Annotated in this window: 18 protein-coding genes; 5 read left to right on the plus strand and 13 right to left on the minus strand. The window is 50.4% G+C overall.

The window, feature by feature from the left end; all coding sequences use genetic code 11:
* From HKN79_06780 to HKN79_06790, 3 genes are all read right to left on the minus strand, one after another.
* Positions 1–618: hypothetical protein (locus HKN79_06780; GenBank protein NNC83264.1), on the minus strand; the 618-nt coding region annotated here is incomplete at its 3' end.
* Between the two features lie 167 nt (positions 619–785).
* The gene (locus HKN79_06785; GenBank protein NNC83265.1) at positions 786–5,819 is read right to left on the minus strand and encodes a hypothetical protein; all 5,034 of its coding nucleotides are present in this window, start codon (positions 5,817–5,819) and stop codon (positions 786–788) included.
* A 1-nt stretch (position 5,820) separates the two neighbouring features.
* Positions 5,821–6,903 carry a PorV/PorQ family protein gene (locus tag HKN79_06790; GenBank protein ID NNC83266.1) on the minus strand — a complete coding sequence of 361 codons (1,083 nt, stop codon included), beginning with the start codon at positions 6,901–6,903 and terminating at the stop codon, positions 5,821–5,823.
* A gap of 146 nt (positions 6,904–7,049) precedes the next feature.
* Here HKN79_06790 and HKN79_06795 point away from each other — a divergent pair, with 146 nt between their 5' ends.
* From HKN79_06795 to HKN79_06815, 5 genes are read left to right on the plus strand one after another with little or no spacing between them, the layout of a single operon-like run.
* Positions 7,050–7,583: a hypothetical protein gene (locus tag HKN79_06795; protein ID NNC83267.1), complete on the plus strand. Its 534-nt coding sequence runs from the start codon at positions 7,050–7,052 to the stop codon at positions 7,581–7,583.
* A gap of 32 nt (positions 7,584–7,615) precedes the next feature.
* On the plus strand, positions 7,616–8,344 hold the full coding sequence (gene pssA / locus HKN79_06800; protein ID NNC83268.1) for a CDP-diacylglycerol--serine O-phosphatidyltransferase: 729 nt from the start codon (positions 7,616–7,618) through the stop codon (positions 8,342–8,344).
* A complete protein-coding gene (purS, locus tag HKN79_06805; protein NNC83269.1) occupies positions 8,328–8,582 on the plus strand; it encodes a phosphoribosylformylglycinamidine synthase subunit PurS in 255 nt (84 codons plus the stop codon). Before pssA ends, purS begins: the two co-directional genes overlap by 17 nt.
* A gap of 30 nt (positions 8,583–8,612) precedes the next feature.
* A complete protein-coding gene (locus tag HKN79_06810; GenBank protein NNC83270.1) occupies positions 8,613–9,176 on the plus strand; it encodes a LemA family protein in 564 nt (187 codons plus the stop codon).
* 5 nt (positions 9,177–9,181) lie between these two features.
* On the plus strand, positions 9,182–10,219 hold the full coding sequence (locus tag HKN79_06815) for a DUF3137 domain-containing protein (protein ID NNC83271.1): 1,038 nt from the start codon (positions 9,182–9,184) through the stop codon (positions 10,217–10,219).
* Here the strand turns inward: HKN79_06815 and HKN79_06820 are convergent.
* From HKN79_06820 to HKN79_06865, 10 genes are all read right to left on the minus strand, one after another.
* Positions 10,209–10,466 carry a hypothetical protein gene (locus HKN79_06820; GenBank protein ID NNC83272.1) on the minus strand — a complete coding sequence of 86 codons (258 nt, stop codon included), beginning with the start codon at positions 10,464–10,466 and terminating at the stop codon, positions 10,209–10,211. The two genes, HKN79_06815 and HKN79_06820, sit on opposite strands and share 11 nt — an antisense overlap.
* Positions 10,467–10,533: 67 nt before the next feature.
* Positions 10,534–11,586 carry a DUF4837 family protein gene (locus tag HKN79_06825; protein ID NNC83273.1) on the minus strand — a complete coding sequence of 351 codons (1,053 nt, stop codon included), beginning with the start codon at positions 11,584–11,586 and terminating at the stop codon, positions 10,534–10,536.
* Positions 11,523–13,028, minus strand: coding sequence for a LysM peptidoglycan-binding domain-containing protein (locus tag HKN79_06830; protein ID NNC83274.1), 1,506 nt, complete (start codon positions 13,026–13,028; stop codon positions 11,523–11,525). The genes HKN79_06825 and HKN79_06830 overlap by 64 nt, the downstream gene beginning before the upstream one ends.
* 121 nt (positions 13,029–13,149) lie before the next feature.
* On the minus strand, positions 13,150–14,568 hold the full coding sequence (gatA, locus tag HKN79_06835) for an Asp-tRNA(Asn)/Glu-tRNA(Gln) amidotransferase subunit GatA (protein NNC83275.1): 1,419 nt from the start codon (positions 14,566–14,568) through the stop codon (positions 13,150–13,152).
* 9 nt (positions 14,569–14,577) lie between these two features.
* Positions 14,578–14,757, minus strand: a complete 180-nt coding sequence (tatA, locus tag HKN79_06840) for a twin-arginine translocase TatA/TatE family subunit (protein ID NNC83276.1) — start codon at positions 14,755–14,757, stop codon at positions 14,578–14,580.
* 58 nt (positions 14,758–14,815) lie between these two features.
* A complete protein-coding gene (locus HKN79_06845) occupies positions 14,816–16,006 on the minus strand; it encodes a peptidoglycan DD-metalloendopeptidase family protein (protein ID NNC83277.1) in 1,191 nt (396 codons plus the stop codon).
* A 3-nt stretch (positions 16,007–16,009) separates the two neighbouring features.
* Positions 16,010–16,786: a DUF4292 domain-containing protein gene (locus HKN79_06850; protein NNC83278.1), complete on the minus strand. Its 777-nt coding sequence runs from the start codon at positions 16,784–16,786 to the stop codon at positions 16,010–16,012.
* 134 nt (positions 16,787–16,920) lie between these two features.
* Positions 16,921–18,660 (minus strand): tetratricopeptide repeat protein, encoded by a 1,740-nt coding sequence (locus HKN79_06855; protein NNC83279.1) that lies wholly within the window; start codon positions 18,658–18,660, stop codon positions 16,921–16,923.
* 85 nt (positions 18,661–18,745) lie between these two features.
* On the minus strand, positions 18,746–19,183 hold the full coding sequence (gene dut, locus HKN79_06860) for a dUTP diphosphatase (GenBank protein ID NNC83280.1): 438 nt from the start codon (positions 19,181–19,183) through the stop codon (positions 18,746–18,748).
* Positions 19,184–19,196: 13 nt separating this feature from the next.
* A partial coding sequence (locus HKN79_06865; protein ID NNC83281.1) for an oligosaccharide flippase family protein occupies positions 19,197–20,667 on the minus strand: 1,471 nt, incomplete at its 5' end.

Here is a 20,667-nt window from a genome sequence, read left to right on the forward strand (position 1 = left end):
CATACGCATACTCCGGGCCTTGCGCCCTTGCCAGCGGGCCTTTATCGCGGTGAAAAGGGTAAGATTGACCAGTAGTATCCACAGAGTGCCTCCAGGACTGCCTGTGTGCTCATACCACTGTACATACTGCACGTCCTGTGCAAAGACATTTCCCAGATTGAGCCAGGGCCAATTGATGGACCATTGCATATGGATATACTCGAAACTCATCCAATACAGCACCAAGGCGGCATAGCCGGCCACGCCCCCTACATTTCTTCGGGTGAGATGGAAGAGCCAGAATACGATGGCCATGAAGGCTGAATTGAGCACATAGGTCAGACCCGCAGCCGTGATACGAGCGATGGTCTGCTGAATAGGCGGGACATCCGGCTCGCGGATATAGAGAATGAAATAGGTGGTGCCCAGATTCCAGAGGAAAAAGCCCACAAAGGCGATAAAGAAGATGCGCTTGGAATGGATGGAATGCCTACGCTGATACAGCTCATCCTCCATCAGAAGCATGGGGATGAATGCCCCGAAGATCAAAAAGGTCATCCCTCCGATGGCCGGCCAACTCAAAGTGAGCAGGATACCGCTCAGAATGCTCAGGACGATGGGCTTGCGTAGGATGGACATACGGGATTCGAAACTAGTAAGCTAATTGAGAATGCAGAATAATGAATAAAGAATGCGGAATTAGGAATTCAGAATGATGAATGATATTTCTCAGAACCCAGAACCCAGAACCCAGAACCCAGAACCCGTCACCCCGAGCTTGCCGAGGGTCAGAACCCCGATATCCCTCACCTCATCAGATACATCTTCCCAAATCCTTTCTTGAAGAAGGTAGAAGCCGCGGTAGCCCGCACATCGACATCCATTCCTTGATCCTTGACGATGACGCGATAGAGATAGACCCCATTGGCGAGTCGATCGCCATACTGATCGGTGCCGTCCCAGGCAAAGTCGGTGATGTTGCGCCCGATGCGGATGTCGCCCAGTTCTTCCTTGAAGACCTCCCGTACCACCTTGCCGGTGACAGTCATGATCTGGATCTTGATCTGATCGGGGACCTCCACACCGGTGAGCGTGAAGACAAAGCGTGTACTCGTGGTGAATGGATTGGGATAGTTGAGCACTTCGGTGATGCTGGACTGATGATCTACTTCGAAGCCTATGCGGTAGTTGACATTCCCTGAAGCATTCCCGCTCTTGTCAGAAGCGATGACTAGCAAAGAATACCGCCCATCGAACTCCAGGTCGGGGCGGAAGAGGATATCCGAGATATTGCTCTCTCCACTGGCCGGGACAAAGGTCATGGTCTCATTTCCCTGTCCATCCGTGAAATAGACCCTGCGCTGAGTGCCGAAGGGATCGGTAAGGAATACACTGAAGAAGGCCGTATCGGTGGGTTCATCCATGAGGAGGTATGGATTTTCATCGTCCAATCGGATGAGTATCTCAGGGCGGGCTGAGATGAGGTCTCCATCCAGTATGTGGGCGCCATCGAAGGTGACATCCAGTATGGGGTTGATACGGTCTTTCTCCACCATGAAGCGGATCTGACCCAGATTATTGAAGTGATATTGCTCCAGTTGATCATACTCACCCGTAGCAGGAACGATGGGGTTGACCTCCACCCATAGCGTGTTGACCCCTTGTAGACCCGTGGATGGGTAGCTGATGGTATCGGTCAATACAGCCCCGGTCAGTAGCGGACCTTGACGTGGGTAAGGGATCTCGGTGATCTCATTATTGGCATCTTCTATCCAATACCTGACGAGCAGACTGTCCATATCCAGCGATGAGATATTCTCCACCGTGTGCACCAGTTCGATCATCTCACCCTCTTGTATGGTGTCATTGTGGAATGAGAAGGCCACGGAGGGATTGAGCGCAGCTTCAGGCACCGGGGCGTAGAGCAGCTGCCAGCGATCGAGCTGGATGGGGTCCAGTTCTTGAGGGTCGTAGAAATCGGCCTGCAGACGGATGAAGGGGTACTGTGCAGCATCCACGATCAGGTCCAGGTCGGTGACCTCACCGAGGGTGATATCGAAATTGGCTCCGGGTATGAGCTCTTCGGCTCCTTGGGCATTGATGCCCAGGATGCTCACTGTGGCACTATCACTGGGGTCATAGCGGTGCCCCTCCCAGTAAAGAGCATCCCACGATACAGCAGGACCGATGCGAGGCGTACTCATACGCCCACTGTTCCCTGTGACCGGCATATCGAAATCCAACTCTATGAAACTGTTCAGTGTATCTCCCACTATTTCGATGGTCTGCGATGGGTCGCCCTTTACCCCGATGGTGATGAAAGGCACATCGCTTTCGATGCCGGCTACCTGCTCAGCTCCGAAATCAGTGAAGAAGGGTGCCGCATCGGGGAAAGTATTGACCAACCAACTCGGACGGGAATGCAACCAGGAATAGATTAGCACATAGTGGCCATCTGGAATCTCATTCTCGATCATGTTCTGGAAGGCAGCCATCTGTTCTTCACTGTTCTGTCTGAAGATGAAGTATCGCTCCACCCTATTTCGGCAAGAGCCATCATCGTTGGCATTTCCGAAGAAATTATCGGGATTCTGACCATCGTATCGATTGCCCCAAGGCTCCAGTGTGATGGGGTCGATCACTGCAACGTGAAAAGCCTCGATAGTTGTACAGCCATTGTACTCCATGGACTGGAAATCGATGAAATACTGGGAGGACTGATTCAGGTCGTATGAATCCCCATAGACCTCACAGCTGAGCAATTTGGTGCCGGAGAGAAAGTCGAATTCCCTCTCAGGGCGGTCGTAGATGAGGTTGTTGAACCGGTCCTCTTTGAACTGGAAATAGTGGCTTTGTCCCCAGCCTATGCGATCGGGGATGTATTGGAAGGAACTCTCTTGCCATTCTACTTCTTCCGGATCATCGGCCCATTCTGCCACACGCCAGTAATAGACCGTACTATCGCTCAAGGTGATAGGTACTTCCCATTGCAATACCCCTCCACTCTGGGTGATGGAGTGCTGCTGGAAGAGGGGTGAATCGTAGAGGTCGGTCGTATCCAATTGCAGGCGGTACTCCCTCTCTTCGATGAATGGATTTCCTGTACTGGCCTTCAAGGTGACGGTATTGTCAGGAATGATGGAATAGGTATAGGGGATGACCGGGAAGACCCCTCCATCGGTGATGGGTAAGGTGGCAGTAAGGGAGTTGTTGAAGAAATTGTCCAGCTCGGGGACCACATTGCTCGGTAGGTCCACCTGTACTTGGAAGGTGTTGATCCCGAAGGCATTGGAGAAATCCGAAGGTATCTTGAATACGATGGTATCCCTGAAATTCAACCCATCCACGTTCATTCCATACGGCACCTCCGTTCCATTCGGATAAGTGCGTATCAACCCTACTTGGAAAGTCTCCGTGGTCGCTTTACCTATGTTGGTCAAGACGATGCGGACTTCAATACTGTCTACCAATGGGGTGATCACTTCGGGTGAGAAAGAGATGGAACTCGCATCGATACTGAGATCCGGTTTGGCTGGAGAGAAAATGGTCGTGGCCGGGTCTCCTTCCAAGAGATTCATCAATAGAGAAGCACGGGCTTCACTCTGAGTGAATCCCGCATCAGAAAGACTATCGATGGTCTGTTGCATGAGATATCCGATCGACTTACCGTAATTCTTCCTGCTGATCTGCTTGTAGAGTTCCGTGCTGATGGCATTCAAGAATCCCTCGAAGCCCTGCTGCACCGAGGCGATGAAACCGATGGCTCCTTTCCCGTTCTGTATCACATAATCCTCACTCGTACTCAGATGACCGGGCTGGTGGATGTCGCCAGAGAAGCAACTGTTGACGATGACCACCGGGTGCGCACCCCATTCCAGATTCTCCGGTTCATCGATACTCTGATCGAACTGTCCACCTCCAGCGTGTCCGAAGAAGGTCAATATCGAAACGCCTTCTTCGATGACTCCTGAGATACTATCCGAGAGATTGACCACAATGGGCAGGGAACTCTCTTTGAGGAAAGTGTGTACGTAGCCACCAAAACAGGTATCCTCGATGATCGCCTCGTAATTGTTCAGATAGCTGGCGAATGCATTCTGTTCGGGTTCTGTGGTACCTCCTCCGAAGTGTAATACATTCTTCATCCACGCAGCGGGATCGCGGGATTCATTGTAGATGATCTTGTTCAGATAGGCCGTCACTTCTTCTGGAGTGATCGCACTCAGTCTTCCGGTTGGAATAGCTGGAGTCACCTCCAGTCCTTGTAGCCCACTCGTGAAGAGTATGTCACTTCCAGGGCTGCCGAAAGAAGGAAGAAGATTCTGCGAGAAGAGTTCGGGATCCTTCCTTGCGCCTTGATAGCCATTCTGGGGTTCTAGAAAGATGGACTTTCCCACCAAGAAGAGATGACCGGGTGCTTCGGGCCAGGCATCCAAGGCGAGATCACAGAATCTACGGATGGATAAGAAATGCTTTTCTATTCCACCTCCGAATTGGTCATAGAGTTCTACCACATCGACCAGCACGGCATCTTGATCGCTATTGGTGCGGTACGCAGCATAGGATTGCACCGCTTCGGTGAAGTGGGGATGGTGGATGATGATGAATGCTGAATCAGGAGTGAGTGCAGAATAATCGGTGAACTGACCGTTGTTTCCCGCGGCTTCGATGCTGGCAGGTATGACCTCTGATTCATCCACGATGAATACGCGAGAATAAGATCCTTGATCCGGTATGATCAGGTCCAAGTTCTGGTCGGTCAGAACACTCTGGATACGGTATTGATCGGGACCAAAGGAATAGACGATGGGGTTCTCCAGATCCACACCACTCAGGTCTAGGTGGTATTTGTCCTGACTGGGATTGGAAGGCACGCGGATATCTATCCTCTCCAAATCACTGACATCCTTGGTATGGGAGTAGCGTATCTCCGTGTAGCCTACTCGGAATTGATCGGAGGTCGTATTGAGGTCATTGATAACCACGTGGTTGATGAAAGTCTCTTCATCCATTTGACTGCTGGGAATAGTGAAGTCCACACTATTCAATTCATATCCCAAGAAGACGAAATCGCCTAGTTGCACATTGTTATTGGGCCCACGGTAGACGCGTATGTGGTGATTGTCTCCCACTACTACAGCATTATTGGCACTGGCAAAGACGCTGCGCCCTTGGGCCGATGGTGCAATTCCTGTAAATGCATTGGTGGTATTGAGCGTGATCAGCTGTGAGACCGATGAAGTCCCGAGCCCGAATCGATTCCCCATCCATCCTTCTCCTTCCACATAATCCGGGATGTTGTTGTTGAAGGCCAGCAACCGACCGAAACTGTACTGTGAGTGCTGTTCTACACGTACATCCCGAAGAACATATTCCGGGCTGAGGTAATTGAAGAATTGGATATCATTCTCCAATTCCATCCTATCATTATCTCCTGTATCGGTCCAAGTAAGGAAGTAGTGGATAGTATCATTTACAAGGCTGAAATATGGATTGGCCATCAGGCTGGGATCGGTATACAGCAGAGAGTCCAGCCAGCCATCATTCCCCTCTCCGAAGAATTCGATGTAATCATCGGGACCGATCTGCCCGTCTCCACCATCTTCGACATGGATAGGTATGGATTCTTCGCGGGCGTACATGGCAAACTGCTCGCTCGACACTTGTGTCAGAGGAACACCTGCATCCACCATCGCATCATAAGACAATCGATAGATGCCCGTCTCATAGACATCTACCCGGAAGTAGGCTTGATCGTAGTCGATCCATTCATTGCCATACGGCTGTGCTGCAAGCCCACCGATCACAGTGAGCAACCCTATGGTCAATAGTTTTCTCAAGTCAATTCACCTGTTTATAGATATCCAATCGTAAAGAGAAGATATTGCTGTAGAGTGCTGCAGACTGATCACCTATATCGGTGAGTGCATAGTCTAGGGAGATATTATTGAGTCGCACCCCTATGCCGAAATTCGGTTGGAAGATGAGTTCTTCACTTCCTTCGATATCCTTCACACGCTGGATGTTCCCGGCTCCCGCACGAACGTATATCAAGTCCTTGAGACCTACCTCGACTCCCAGATGGGGATCCACACTGATCGGGTCGGCACTGAGCAATACATTCCGCTGTCCATCGGTCGTCACATCCATGTCGAATGCAGCTGTGATATCCAGATTGTCATTGATATCGAACTCGCGAGCCGCCCCGATGATGAGCTTGGGCAAGGTGATCTCGGTCGAATTGGTAGGGATCTCATTCCCGGTGATGGCAAAGGCATTCATAGTGGCCTCATCGAGGGAATAGCTCCAAGCATTGACCGTGGTCGTGACATCGCGGAGCATGGCACCGAGCAACCACTGATCCTTATGGTACTGAACACCGGCATCCAGGCCGAATCCCCAACTCTTTCCGAAATCCCCTACTACCCGATGGATGACCTTGGCATTGGCCCCGGCCTGAAGTCCTTCGCCCAATTTGCGTGCATAGGAGAATATAAAGGCATAGTCGGCAGCTGAGAATCGTGTCACACGATCATAGTCTATCTGGCCATTGGCATCGATCAGTTCGGTCGTGTTAGGGATATCATCCACCCCGAATCGAATGAAGCTGAAACCGATGGCCTCATCCTCATTGAGTCCTTTGGCAAAACCAGCATAGTCGTATTTGGCGATACCTGCGAAATACTCGGCATGCATGGCTCCCACTTGTAGATCGGCCTCTACACCTAGTAGCCCGGCCGGATTCCAATAGCTGGATGTCAGATCATTGACCAAGGCCACCTGTGTGCCTGACATACCCAGTGCTCGGGCTCCCACGCCTATGGCCAGGAACTCATTGGAGTATTTCCGGGTCTGCGATTGGCCACTCGTGGTGGACATGATCAAAGACCCACATAGGAGCATGTAAAGGATACGGAGGGACATATCAGGTAAAATTATCGTTTATGCTTGAGAACACAGGGCGTGGACGTGCATCCATTTAACTATCAATTGCTTAAAAAATTGCATTCCAATCGCTCGCATGAGTAGGATGGCACGGCCTTGGATGCGTATTGCTGTAAATTCGACCCATGATGCGTTACTCACTTTCCATTGTATTCATCCTAATGATGAGCAGCTTTTGCCTCCATGCGCAAGAAGAGAAGGACAAACCTCCTTTTAAAGACCGGCTGGTATTCGGTGGGGATGTGGTGCTGAGCTTCAGCAATAATTTTACAGCGATAGGAGGTACTCCATTGATAGGGTACAAGGTTTCTGATCGATATGTGGCAGGACTCGGTTATACGTACATCTATCAAGGGAATAGTAATGTATCCATCAACTATCACGGTCCGCGGGTCTTCAATCGCTTCTATCCCTTACCTGAGTTATTCGCCCATGCAGAATTCGAACACCTGACCATCAAGGAAAGGGTCAAGGTCTCTAATGGAGAAGATCTGGAATTCAAGACCTCCTTCCCAGCCTTATTGGTCGGGGGTGGATATCGCCAGCGGATAGCTGATCGGGTATATATCAGCTTCATGGCACTCTATGATGTCATCGAGGATCCAGACTCTTTCTACAACGGCATCGTCATACGCGGTGGGGTAGGAGTGGGATTCTGATCCAAGAATCCGCATAGTCCTACATTCGCTCTGTGAAACGCCACATTCCCAATAGCATAACACTGCTCAACCTTTTGGCAGGCGTAGTTGCCATCATTTTTCTAGCTGATGGGTCCATTTATCCGGCTGCTATCCTTATAGCTGTAGGAGCAGCTTTCGATCTGCTGGATGGTATGGTCGCACGCATGTTGGGAGTGAGTTCTGAGATCGGGAAACAATTGGACAGCCTGGCCGATATGGTCACCTTCGGTGTGGCTCCTGCGCTTATTGCCCGTGAACTCATGTTAAGGAGCATATATATGGAGTCAGGTGATATCCAGTTGGTCGGATGGGAGCAGGTGCTTCCTTTCGTGCCATTGGTCATGGTGGCCTGTTCGGCCTTGCGACTGGCCAAATTCAATCTGGACGTGAGTCAGGCATTGGACTTCAAGGGTCTACCTACCCCGGCCAATGCCTTGTTCTGGTTGTCCATTCCTCTTTCTTCAGTGCATGAATCCCATGTGCACATACTGGGTCAGCCTATCGTCCTGGCTGTCGCCTCCATGGTCCTGGGTCTTTTGATGGTCAGTGATGTGCGATTGCTTTCTATGAAGGCAGATAGAGGGGATCGTCCGCGGAGCCGATGGCAATTGTTGTTCATAGCAGTGGCTGCCTTACTCTTCGTATGGCTGCAGTTCTCGGCCGTCCCTTTCATCATCGTTTTATATCTACTTTTATCGCTTCTACGAAACATCACTTCACGGAATGAAATTCAAAGCTGAGATAGACATCATGCCCCAAGCGGCCTTATTGGATCCTCAAGGGAAAGCTGTAAGTAGCAACATGGATAAACTGGGTCTGAGTGAGATCGAGAATGTCCGCATAGGAAAGCACATCACCTTGGAGATAGAAGCCCCTGATGAGGGAGTCGCTCGAGAAAAAGTGGATGATGCCTGCAAGCGTCTTCTGGTCAACCAGATCATGGAAGACTACACCTTCGACCTGGAAGCGCTGTCTTAAGTGCTTTCTTAACCAATACCCCATTTAAACATGGCTGCCATAGTCGCCCTCGTGATCATCGCACTTCCGATCCTGATCGGAATCCTGCTTTACAACAACCTGGTCAATCGGAAGAACACGGTCGATCAAGCATTGAGCGATATCGATGTTCAACTCAAGAAACGCTACGACCTCATCCCCAATCTGGTAGAGACGGTCAAAGCCTACATGAAACACGAGAGGGAGACCTTGGTACAGCTGACCGAGCTACGTACCCGGGCCATGAGTGGAGGATTGAGTCCCGAGCAACAGATAGAGATCGCCAACAAGGTCAACCGATTGGGACGGGGATTGATGCTGCAAGTAGAAAACTATCCGGATCTCAAGGCATCTAAGAATTTCTTGCAGCTTCAAGCCGCTTGGAATGAAGTGGAAGAGCAACTCTCTGCCTCCCGTAGGACCTACAATGCTGCTGTAAAGGACTACAACAACGGACTGGAGCAATTCCCTACCAACATCATGGCGCGCAGTATGGGATACACACCTCGCTTGTTCATTGAGATCCCAGAAGAAGAGCGCAAGAATATCTCTGCCAAAGAGCTCTTCAATAGCTGATCCTCTTGGAGGAAGAAGAGGTCCATAAGGAATCCTTCGATGCTTATTATGAACGCGAGCTGCTACCCGCTCTTCGTGAACTCGAAGTAGAGCGTAAGCAGATAAAAAGCACCCTTCTGTACCCTACCATCGGTCTGGGAGCCTTGGCCGTAGGACTGATCGCTATCCTTCCTAACCTGGGCATACAATCACTGATCCTGGCCGGTATCACGGGGATAGGACTCTTCACTTGGTTCAAGACCAAGGCCTCCAGGGAATATCGCTCCGAATTCAAGAACCGCATCATACGGGCCATCCTCAGGCATATCGACAAAGAGCTCAGATATAGCGGATATGGCAGTATCAAGAAGAGTGAATTCATCAGTTGTGGCATCTACACCGAGCGTCCCGATAGATATCGCGGAGAAGACCTCTTCAGCGGTCAGCTCGATCAGACCGAGTTCGCTTTTTCAGAAGTGCATAGCCAAGTATACCGGGAGGATAGTAAAGGGAGAAAGCAACTACAAACCCAATTCAAAGGCTTGTTCTTCCGTGCCGATCTCAATAAGTTCACTCAGCACCGAACGGTGATCGTCCCTGATCTAGCTGAACGATTCTTGGGGAACATGGGCCAGCAATTGCAGAAACTCAACTTCACCCGTGATGAATTGGTGCAGATGGAGAATGTGGATTTCGAGAAGCGCTTTGCCGTCTATTCCAGCGATCAGGTAGAAGCGCGCTATATCCTTTCTCCCAAGCTCATGGAGCGTATCTTCCTCTATGCTGAGAAGCACGAGGTCTCACCTTCCTTATCCTTCAAGGATTCCAAAGTCTATGTTGCGATACCTATATCCAAAGAATTCTTTGAACCGAGCATCTTCCGGTCGATCATCGATAAAGAGGCCACTCGGGAATACCATGACGATATGATGCTGGCCATCAGTCTGGTCGAAGAATTGGATCTCAACACGCGCATCTGGTCCAAACTACCTGAAGAAGAGGAAGAAGAAAAGAAGGGGTCAGCCAAGAGAGGAGGGTTCTACCGCAGGGGAATCAGGAGATGACCTCGGCCATGAGTACGTCATCACTATCGATGGGTAGCACGGCATCGCTCTCTGGAAAATCAGGATCATCCTTATAGCGCGAGTGAAGCTCCTTGCTGCTGAATACCAAGGCTCCTTTGTTCTCCCAGATCACCCCATAGGCCTCTTTCCCACCCCGGAATCGGAAGCGGCAATGCTTGTGGAAGTAGATGGAAATATCCTCGGTGACCATGTATCTGAAAGTACGCCAGAGTCCAAGTCGATCCATCGAAATGGACATATTTTGTTATCAACAGGATATACAGTCAGAAGGCTTTGGAATTCAGAAGGATAGGTCAGAAATCCAGCGAATAGACGATGGCCTCTACATCGAGGAGATAGTTGCGTTTGTCGAATTTGGGCGCGAAGACATAGCCATCTACGGTGATCACTCGCGCATTTTCTTCATCCACCACGGTGAGACTCACGTAGGGTCCGCCCATGATGGGACGCTCCATGCGCCAGAGTCCTCGTCCTTCGATAGCATAGTTCTCACCGAATTCGACCTGCTCATACGAAGGGGGAATCAGGGGCTCTACCCGCATAGGTTCATCGTATCGGCTGATTACATGATCGGCCAGTCGTTCATTGCGATATTCCATCAACGACTCAGGATCGAATATGCTATCGCTCGTATAGGGTCTGACGTAGATGGCAATGCCTTGTACCACATCATGTCCTACACCGCTGAGATACTGGATGCGCTCGCGGGTCATCCATGCGAAGTCCTTACTGATCGTGTGGAGTTTATACTCTTGATGTACCAGTAGGTCCAGCCCCATCTCATCCTGCAATTGCTTACCTATAAGGGCGTGTTCCACCTTGCGCAGGTAGTCTTGATGTCGCTTCCTATCCTGCCTACGGATATCATCCAAGACCGTTGTTCCCACCTCTTTGAATTTCTCGATGAAGCCCTGCTCATCCAGAGAGTGGAAGGTATAGACCACCTGACCTTTGGACCACTGACTCTCCTTGCGCACAGCACGTGTAGGGGAGTTTCGGGCATTGTCCTCGATATCCACGAAAATGAGATTACGATGCAGCCTGAGATTGTATGATAGATCTTTGGGAGTCTGGTGGATGATATCGAATGAAGGTTCGGCCTGGGGGAGATAGGGGAATGCGGTATAGAGCATTTCCTTCATCAATCGTCCGGCATCTCCATTCCAATGGACATCCTTCATGACGATGACCACTTCAGAAGCTTGTCCGCTGAAGGCGGGTAATACTTTCTCTCCTTCATCACAGGAAGAGGCCAATACAAGGAATACAGAAAGGAATAGCGTCAGCCTGAGACCCGCACTTTTTGACCGGGTTTGAGACGCTTGAAGTTCAGATGAGAGTTCCATTGTTTTATCTGGTTGACAGAAACCCCTTCATACAGTTTGGCAATGTCCCAAAGGGTATCTCCTGGTCTGATGGTATGATAACGCGCATTGGGGTCCAATGGTATCTTTTTAGCAGCTGTTGCCTGAGATGGAGCACTCACCTTGTGCCCCGGCTTGCGGTAGATGACCAATTTTTGACCGGGATAGATACGTGATCCGGATATCCCATTCCAGTAGCGCAACTTGCTCAAGCCGACTCCGTAGCGGTCAGCGATCACTCCGATCACGTCACCGCTCTTGACTGTGTAGACCTCTTTTACCAAACCTTCTGTCGAGTAGTAATTCGATTGGGTCTTGCGTGAAGCATAGGCCTTAGCCGCAGGGCTTGGAGAGACTTTGGGCTTCTTGTATTCTCTGATCTTCTCCTCATTGGCCATGAAATCCCCGATATCCTTGATAGGCAATACGAGCGGCATTCCACCGTCCCGTTTTGGGATATAGTCGCGATGATACTGCGGGTTGAGCCAGCGTAGATTGTCTATGTCCGTCCCGGTGAAATGACTGATCTGGTCGAAATCCATGGCGTGATAGACCGTGATCGTATCACACTCTCCGTAGGTGAACTGAGGCTCTATAGGTCGGATTCCGTGATCCTCATAGTAGTTCATCACGTAGTTCACAGCGATGAAAGCCGGTACATAGCCACGCGTCTCACGTGGTAAAAATCTCCAGATCTCCCAGTAGTCCTTCTTACCTCCGGCCCGTCTGATGGCCTTATTTACATTACCCGGTCCACTGTTGTATGCGGCCAAGGCCAGATTCCAATCGTTGTAGCGTTTGTACAGAGTCGTGAGATATTTACATGCTGCTTCTGTAGAGGCTATCGGTGATTTCCTTTCATCCAGATAAGAAGTGATGGTCAGACCGTTCTCTTTGGCCGTACCGTACATGAACTGCCAGAGACCGGTGGCTCCCGCTCTGGACCGTGCAGTGGGGCGCAATGCCGATTCCACAACCGCCAGGTGTTTGAGTTCCAGTGGGAGGCCTTCTCTATCCAATACTTCCTCGAACATGGGATAATACATCTCTGACAGACCGAGCACACGGGCGGTCAGCTTGGAGTTCTTACCTAGATAGGCTCTCAAGATGCCACGTACATGGCGATTGTAATCCAAGGCAAAAGGCGATTCTGCATCGAGTTTTTCCAGTCGTGCGATGAAAACACTGTCCGGTATGGCCAAGAATTCGGTCTGGCCCATGGCCAAACTATCTACCTGAGCTGCGGTATGATATACTGTAGTATCTCTAGGGACTATCCGTAGTTCATCCAAACGGTCGCTTACCGTATCCAAGACGATGACAGTCGTGTCCAAGTCTGTAGCAACAGTTGATGCCGTTGTGTCCTGTGCCTGGTAGCCAAAACACATTAGTAGGAAGACCGATATGAGTGTGTATTGTTTCATCGCTTCAGGGAGGTCAATGATATCACTTCTATGTGTAAAAGTAGATACACAATGATCTCGTTTTTCACAGTGGATATCGCCTCCCAAAAACGCTTCTTGCACGGAATTATTCTGTGCTATTTCAAGCATCTTGGGCAGTGTATCCCAACATTTGTACGGAAATTTCGTACAAACGGTTCTCTTCAAAGCGTGGAGCCATGAACTGAAGCCCTACCGGAAGCCCCTTATCCTGCATAAGCGGAAGCGAGATGGCCGGTATTCCGGCCAAGTTGGACTGAACGGTGAAAATATCCTGCAAGTACATAGCAATGGGGTCCTTTACGCTGTCCAGACCAAATGCTGAAGAAGGCGCTGTCGGGGTCATCAATAGATCGTACTGCTCGAAGATCTTTTCCGTACGGTCTTGGACGATACGCCTGACCTTCTGTGCCTTGGAGTAATAGGCGTCATAGTATCCCGCACTCAGAACGAATGTGCCGAGCATGATCCTCCGCTGCACTTCCGCACCGAATCCCTCGCTGCGGCTATACAGATAGGTGCTGTCGATGTCGGTGGCCTTTTCACTGCGATAGCCGTAGTGTATGCCATCGAATCGGGCCAGGTTACTGGAGGCCTCGGCAGTCGTGAGCACATAATAGGCGGGTATCATGTGGTCCAGAAGGTCGAATGAGACCGGTTCCACGGTATGCCCTTGTGCCTGGAGTGCATCTATTTTCTTCTGGAAATCCTCTTTGACCTCATCTGAAATTCCCTTGGAATCCAAGCATTCAGAGATATATGCGATGCGCATTTTATGGTCACTAGGTTCGAAGGCCTCTACTTCTTGAGAAGAACTGGTACTGTCATGGGCATCCTTACCGGCCATGATACTGGTAAGAAGTACGGCATCATCCACACTATGGGTAAAAGGACCGATCTGATCGAAAGAGCTCGCATAGGCGATGAGACCATAGCGTGAGATGCGACCATAAGTCGGTTTGAGACCCACTACCCCGCAGAATGAGGCCGGTTGCCGGATGCTCCCTCCGGTGTCTGATCCTAGGGAAGCGATGCACATATCAGCTGCTACGGCTGCGGCACTCCCACCAGATGATCCTCCAGGTACTTTGCTCTCATCCAGTGGGTTTTTCACCGGTCCATAGGCCGAGTTCTCATTGGAACTGCCCATGGCGAATTCATCACAATTCGTTCGGCCGATGAGGATGGCGTCCTCATCCAAGAGTCTCTGGACCGCTGTAGCGGTATAGATGGATTCGAATCCACCGAGAATCTGTGAAGCTGCCGATACCTTATGGTCCTTGACACAGAGATTATCCTTGATGGCGATGACTGCTCCAGCCAATCGGCCAGCGGTACCATCGTCTATCTTTTGCTGGATCTCTGCTGCCTGAGCGCGAGATTCTTCATCCCAGACTTCCAAGAACACATTGAGATCCTCCTTGGCAGAGATCTGAGAGAGATAGTGGTCGACAAGATGAGGGAGGGTGGTCTTACCCGCTCGGATGTCAGCTTGGACATCCGCGATACGCGTATACTCCATGGTGAGCTATCAGGACTCTTTTTTCTCTTCGTCTCCTTTGGTGGCATCCTTGAATTCCTTCATGCCCTGGCCGAGGCCACGCATGAGTTCAGGGATCTTACGTCCTCCGAAAAGGAGAAGTACGACAGCTACGATCAATACGATCTGCCATGGGCCGATCATTCCTAGGAGCACTGTGAGAATGGGCATGTCCTGTGTTTTAAAAGGAAGGTCAAAGATAGCTATTCTACAGCGGATGCATGTCGTACTATCTCGCGATCCATTGCGATGGATTCAGCTTCTTCATACCCGATGAGGTCACCTGCCATATCTCCATGTGTGCCATGGATGAGTTGCCCTCGTCCATCAGGACACCTACGGCCTGTTTGGTATCCACATGCTGCCCTTTGCTTACCATCACTTCTCTCAGATTGGAATAGACTGTGCGGTAGCCCCCGTGCTTGACCACTACGGCCATACCATTGCCGGGAATTTCGATGATGCCACTCACTTCACCTTCGAAGATGGTGCGCACCATGGCATTCTTCTCAGTGGTGATATCGATCCCATTATTGGTGACCTGTATACCGGGAAGCACCGGGTGGGCATGCGTCCCGAAGGAACCTGTGATGACTCCGCGCTCAACAGGCCAAGGCAATTTGCCTTTGTTATTGGAGAAATATTCCGAACTCAATCGCTCCTCAGGGGTCAAGGCATATCGGTCGCCACCTTTAGGTGTATTCTTCCGTAATTCTTCTGCGATAAGCCGCTCGATGGCCTTGCTCAGGTCCTTTTGTTTCTTCTCCTGTGTTTTGAGTTTCTTTTTCAGATCCTGTTCATCCTCACGCAGAGCGAGGAGGTTCTGCTCCTTGGCCCGCTTATCCTTATCCAATTCTTCTTGAGCTGATTTCTGCTCGCTCAATAGGGCCTGTTTCTCTGTACGTTGCGCTTGGAGTTCTCGATTCTTCTCGGCCAGGATCTCTTTGGTGTTGACGATCTCTACACCTTGATCCTCTCGATAGCGGGCCACATCCTTGAGATGTCTCAAGCGCATCCAGGCCTGGTAGAAATCATCCGCTGCGAAGATGTATAGCATCTTGTCATAGGAGTTGTTGTGCTTATAGGCCAGATAGATGAGCTGGGCATACTCCTTTTTGAGTTTGGCCAATTGCTCCTCTTTCTCCTTGATCAGCGCTTTGTTAGCCTCCATGGTGCGTTCCAGGCCTTTGATCTCGCGTTGCATGCTGCGTATCAATTGAGAACGGAGGGCGATCTGCTTGTCAAGAATGGCCATCTCCGATTGGGTGAGTTGCTGGGCCTTTTTGGCTTCAGCGATCAGATCAGAAGTGTACTTGATCTCCTGCACGATAGCATCGCGTTGTTTTTGGAGTTCTTCTTTACTCTGGCTGAAAAGGGTGAGTGAAGAGGCCCAGAAGAGTACAAAGAGAAGGAGTCGCATGGCTTATTCGATCTTCACGAATTTCTCAGGAATTGTGAAGGGAAATGTAGTAGGGCGGTCGAGTTTTACACGGGAGTATTCCATAACGAATGAGGCCTGTTGATCCGTATCTGCCATGACATAATTCATCTTCATAGGGACCAGTTGGTCCTCTACTGCCTCAAAGTCATGATACTCGGCCTGTATGGAGCGTAGGTTGAGCAGGTCATTGATGATGGTGCGTACCACTTTGAAATTCTCAGCATGCACCCAATAGCGCTTGACGATGAGATCATTGTCATCCTCATATTTCTCCATCACCTTGTCATAGCGCTTCTCATCCACCTCCAGGATCACGGTGTCCTCCATGGCCTCTACGTTCTTCTTGGTGTATTTGAGTCCGGCCACCTTTCGGATCTTGGCCTTTGCGCGAGAGGTCAACACATAGCCATCATCATCTTTGGATCCCTTGAATCGCTCTTCAGCATCATAGAGGATGGGATTGCCGATGGCAAGGTCCTGCAACATACTGAAGTCCAGCTCGACATTGACACGCTCTTCGATGAAATCGTGGGTGCCGAGATAGTATTTGTCATTCCATTTATCTATGAACTTGACACTGTCTGGAGTGACGATCATGCGGGCGACCTCGATACCTAGAGCAGGGGAGATACTCATCCAGATGATGCTATCCCTGCGCATGCGGAGATTGGTCTTGAAGCTCATCTTCTGATCCTTCATCTCCACCTCGGTGGTCACCTTGGCCGCAAACCAATCGTACTGCAACATGTGCGACTCCATGTTGGAGGTGATGAAATTGGGTGTTGCTGGACCAGTTATCGTTATAGTCTCCCGCTGTTTGGAACAGGCGCTGAGAAGAAGGGCTGCGCATACTGTAAGAATGGTAGACCGTAGGATATGGTTCGGCCCTGAGCTCATTCGATCAAGGTCTGTTTTTCGATCTTCTCGTTCAAAAATTCGGAATGGTCTCCTAGGGATTTGGCGCTCTTCCACTCTTCCAATGCCAGATCGGTCTCTCCCAATTTGAAGAGGATATCGCCATAGTGCTCGCGTATGACTCCGCTCAATGCTCCTCCATTGGACAAGGCCTTCTCGATCCAGGTACGGGCATCGGTATACTTTCCATTCTGATAGAGCACCCAGGCATAGGTGTCTTGAAAAGAAGCTTGACCGGGAGAGAGCTCATTGGCCTTCAAGGCCATGCTCTCCGCCTTTTCCAAGTTGGCTCTGCGCAAGGAGAGATAGTAGCTGTAGTTGTTGAGCACATACACATTGTCCGGAGCGATACGTATGGCCTTGTCAAAAGCCTTATCGGACTCCATATGCTGCTCGAGTTGATGGTACGCATCCCCGATGGCCGAGTAGAAATCTACTAGCAACGCATCGTCATCGATGACCAATTCTTTACCTCCCTCCAGAGCTTCTATGGCTGCTTCATGGTCGCCCAATTGGTTGTGGGAGATTCCATTGAGTAGGTAGAAGGTCGGGTTGGCCGGATAGAACTCCAAAGCTTCAGCACTGTGGGCGTTGAGCGCTTCATAGTCCTGCATTTCAGAATCCAGGGCCAGGATCTGTGACCAGATGATCTGGCGGTCAGGGTCTTCGTCTACAGCGCGTAGGAAGGCGTCTCTCGCCTCTTCCAGTCGATTCTCCCGCAAAAGGAAGTCTCCTTGGATGGCATGTGCCTTTGCCTCATCTGGATAGGTGGCCACCAATTGTTCGCAGAGCCTGAGGGCTTCTTGCCTTCTCGAGATATCGTTCTCGCTCATCTCATAGTAGTTGAGCAAGATGCCGATCTTGGTGTCTATGTCGATGAGTTCATCTCCGAATCCCTTGACGATGGCTTCTTGGGCTTTCTGTGAGTCTCCCTGTCTGGTGTAGTACTCGTAGAGGCTCAGCTGCACCATCCCATTGTCCGGGTCGAATTCCAATATCTTCTCATAGTACTCCAGCGCCTTGTCCATCTCTCCCTGTTTCTCATAGACCTCGGCCAGCATGCCATGGTAGGTGGGATTCTTGGGATACTTCTCAATGACCTTTTCCAACTCCTCTATGGCCTTATCCTCCTGCTCGGATTCCATGTAGAGAAGGTGTTTCTGCTGAAAGAGCTCTTCAGCAAATCCCATACGCTCCTCTATCTGATCCAATGCCTCGATGGAGCCATTCAAGTCACCCATTCGATAGCGTACCATCGATAGGTCATACAGGTAATCGAATCCCTCCGGATGATCCTGGATGATACGGTCATAAATGGCCTCGGCCTCTTCGAATTCATTGAGGTCGAGATAGACATCTGCAAGTAGAGCCTTGTACCAGATGTTGTCCGGGTCCTCGGCAGAAGCCCTTTTTCCGAATTCGAGGGCTTTACCAGCGAGACCTTGTTCTTTGGCAATACTGGCGATGTCGAACATCACCGCATGGTTATCCGGGTCGATCTGCAGACATTCATTGAGTTTCTTATCAGCGGTGAAGACATTGCCCAACATGCGTTCTTTCTGCGCTTCGATGAAGAGCGAGGTCAACTTCATCTGTTGGGCCTCGGTCAACTCCTTGCCGGATGATTTGGATCCACGCGATGACTTGGTGGTCTGTGCAGTAGGTGAACAGGCGATAATGGTCAGGACCAGAAGTATGTAGGATGTCTTCTTCAGCATGGATAATTCTTCACAAAGTGCGTGCCTGATGGATGATAAGCGGATAAAGTTAGGACAAAAGGTCTGTGTGGATGTCTGCTGGTGCTCACTTGACTCCGGTATGGCCGAAGCCTCCGACTCCTCTTTCGCTCTCTTCCAACGAATCGACTTCCTCCCAAACGAAGTGCTCATACTTGGCCAATACCATCTGAGCGATACGGTCACCATGTTCTATGACCACCTCCTCGTCAGAAAGATTGATCAATAGCACTTTTACCTCCCCGCGATAGTCGGCATCGATGGTGCCGGGTGCATTTAGGACGGTGAGCCCTTTCTTGAACGCCAATCCACTGCGTGGTCGTATCTGGGCTTCAGTGCCCGGAGGCAATGCCATGTACAATCCAGTAGGGACCAAATGGCGTTGCATGGGACTCAGTGTCAAGGGTGCTTCGAGTTCTGCGCGTATATCCATACCTGCCGAATGGACGGTGGCATAGGCCGGTAGCGGATTGGACGAGCGATTGACGATATAGGTAGGGTCCATCATAGGAGGGGGATTAAAGAGTCCGCAATAATCGGAGATTCTTGCGCTCGAGCAGATACCCTACCGCCAGAAAGCCGATGATCAGCACGGCTGCTAGAGCAAAGCGGCTATAGCCCATATGCTCTTTGACCATCTCGAATCCCATGTAGATGCTCCAAGCAAAGAGGATGTAGAATAGGATACGCCCGATCTGATAGGGGATAGGGTAGAATCGTTGACCGATGAAATAGCTCAGGAGCATGATAGTCCCGTAGGCGGTAAAAGTGACCCAAGCACATGCCTGATATCCGTATTGCGGGATGTAGATGAAGTTCAGTATCAAGGTGAGCGCTGCACCTATCAAGGCGAGCACCGCCCCGTAGGAGGTCTTATCGATGAATTTATACCAGAAGGAGAGATTGTAATAGATGCCTTGGAATATGTTGGCCATCAGCAGGATGGGGACGATACCCAAGCCTACCCAGTATGCCTCATTGGGAATGAAGTATTTGAACAGATCCAGATAGAGGGTGACCAATAGGAATATGCTGCACACGGTAAGAATGAAGAAGTTCATGATACTCGCATAGAGTTGCTCGGCACCCGGCTTCCCTTGACGACCGAAGTAGAAGGGATCGGCCGCGTAGCGGAAGGCCTGGATGAAGAGCATGATGACGATCGAGAGCTTGTAATTCGCTCCGTAGATCCCCACTTGTTCCATAGTAGCCACTTCACCTTTTTCCTCGAATAGGAGGAACTTGAGGAGGATACGGTCGAAATTCTCATTGATGTACCATCCGATACCCACTACCAATAGAGGCAGAGCATAGCGCAACATCTGCTTGAGAAGGCCCGTGTCGAAGCCTTTGATATGTGTGAGATACGGGGTGAGTAGGAGGAATTTGACCACACTGGCGATCAGATTGGCGATGAATACATAGCCCACTCCGATCTCCGGGTCATAGAAGGTGGACACCAACCAATTCACCTCACCTGCCTGGTATTTGGGCAGACAGTAGGCCAAGAAGAACAAGTTGAGACCGATATTGATGGTCACATTGGCCAGATTGATGAATGCGAAACGCAGTGCTTTGTTCTCCTGCCGCAGACGGGCCAAAGGCAAGGTGCCGATGGCATCCAAGCCTACGATGATGGCGAACCAAATGACATACTCGGTATGATCGGGATAGTGGAGCGCACGACCGATCTCTTCGCTGAAGAGTGTGGCCATGGTCATGAAGATGGCGGAAGTGGTGAGGAGGCTCTTGGCCGCTGTGGCGAAAATGAGTTCCTTTTTACTCGGTTCCCGATTGGCAAAGCGGAAGAAGGCCGTCTCCAGACCATAGGTCAAGAAGATGATCAAGAAAGCCACATAGGCATACATCTCGGTGATGATCCCATACTGCTCCGGGTCGAATACATTCTTGGACGTGTAGAGAGGGGTCAAGAGATAGTTCAGCAATCGCGCAACGATGCTGCTGAGTCCATAGATGGCCGTCTGACCT

It is taken from the genome of Flavobacteriales bacterium, assembly GCA_013001705.1.
Classification (GTDB): Bacteria; Bacteroidota; Bacteroidia; order Flavobacteriales_D; family JABDKJ01; genus JABDLZ01.

What these genes read in the sequence shown, in the direction of transcription:
- HKN79_06790 (NNC83266.1), bottom strand. Translation starts at nt 6,903, where the DNA reads ATGTCCCTCCGTATCCTTTACATGCTCCTATGTGGGTCTTTGATCATG.
- HKN79_06795 (NNC83267.1), top strand. Translation starts at nt 7,050, where the DNA reads ATGATGCGTTACTCACTTTCCATTGTATTCATCCTAATGATGAGCAGC.
- purS (NNC83269.1), top strand. Translation starts at nt 8,328, where the DNA reads ATGAAATTCAAAGCTGAGATAGACATCATGCCCCAAGCGGCCTTATTG.
- HKN79_06810 (NNC83270.1), top strand. Translation starts at nt 8,613, where the DNA reads ATGGCTGCCATAGTCGCCCTCGTGATCATCGCACTTCCGATCCTGATC.
- HKN79_06820 (NNC83272.1), bottom strand. Translation starts at nt 10,466, where the DNA reads ATGGATCGACTTGGACTCTGGCGTACTTTCAGATACATGGTCACCGAG.
- HKN79_06825 (NNC83273.1), bottom strand. Translation starts at nt 11,586, where the DNA reads ATGGAACTCTCATCTGAACTTCAAGCGTCTCAAACCCGGTCAAAAAGT.
- HKN79_06830 (NNC83274.1), bottom strand. Translation starts at nt 13,028, where the DNA reads ATGAAACAATACACACTCATATCGGTCTTCCTACTAATGTGTTTTGGC.
- gatA (NNC83275.1), bottom strand. Translation starts at nt 14,568, where the DNA reads ATGGAGTATACGCGTATCGCGGATGTCCAAGCTGACATCCGAGCGGGT.
- tatA (NNC83276.1), bottom strand. Translation starts at nt 14,757, where the DNA reads ATGCCCATTCTCACAGTGCTCCTAGGAATGATCGGCCCATGGCAGATC.
- HKN79_06845 (NNC83277.1), bottom strand. Translation starts at nt 16,006, where the DNA reads ATGCGACTCCTTCTCTTTGTACTCTTCTGGGCCTCTTCACTCACCCTT.
- HKN79_06850 (NNC83278.1), bottom strand. Translation starts at nt 16,786, where the DNA reads ATGGAGTCGCACATGTTGCAGTACGATTGGTTTGCGGCCAAGGTGACC.
- HKN79_06855 (NNC83279.1), bottom strand. Translation starts at nt 18,660, where the DNA reads ATGCTGAAGAAGACATCCTACATACTTCTGGTCCTGACCATTATCGCC.
- dut (NNC83280.1), bottom strand. Translation starts at nt 19,183, where the DNA reads ATGGACCCTACCTATATCGTCAATCGCTCGTCCAATCCGCTACCGGCC.